The 342-nt window shown below is 59.6% G+C and carries 1 protein-coding gene; it reads left to right on the top strand.

Features of this window, described 5'->3' with window-relative positions; all coding sequences use genetic code 11:
• A partial coding sequence (locus J1C49_RS21610) for a hypothetical protein (RefSeq protein WP_227447866.1) occupies window positions 1-342 on the top strand: 342 nt, incomplete at both ends.

The raw sequence follows: 342 nt of genomic DNA, 5'->3' as shown, positions 1-342 counted from the left end.
GCATCGTCATTGCCGAGCACCGATCTCGATGTGCGCAACGCGCTTGGCGAGGTTGAGTTCGGGCTGGACAGCAGCGGCAGCACCCTGTCGGGCTTTACCGTGTCCGAGGATGCGATGTATTTCTTTGATCTTGGTTCGCGCTTCAACGACGCGTCCGGCGGCTACCGGTTTTCCGTCGAACAGGAGATCGCCGGCAACATCAGCACGGTGGAAACGCTGGAGGTCGGGGAGGTGCTGCAAAGCACCATCGATTACAACCGGGACCGCGATTGGATCCAGATGGAGCTCGAAGGCGGTTACGGCTATGTCTTCTCCTATCGTGGCGACGGGTCTGCATCGTCA

The sequence above is a fragment of the Cognatishimia sp. F0-27 genome (genome assembly GCF_020667845.1).
Taxonomy (GTDB): Bacteria; Pseudomonadota; Alphaproteobacteria; order Rhodobacterales; family Rhodobacteraceae; genus JAFMPQ01.
Note: the sequence above shows the minus strand (reverse complement) of the source record. Positions and strands in the feature narration are given on the sequence as shown.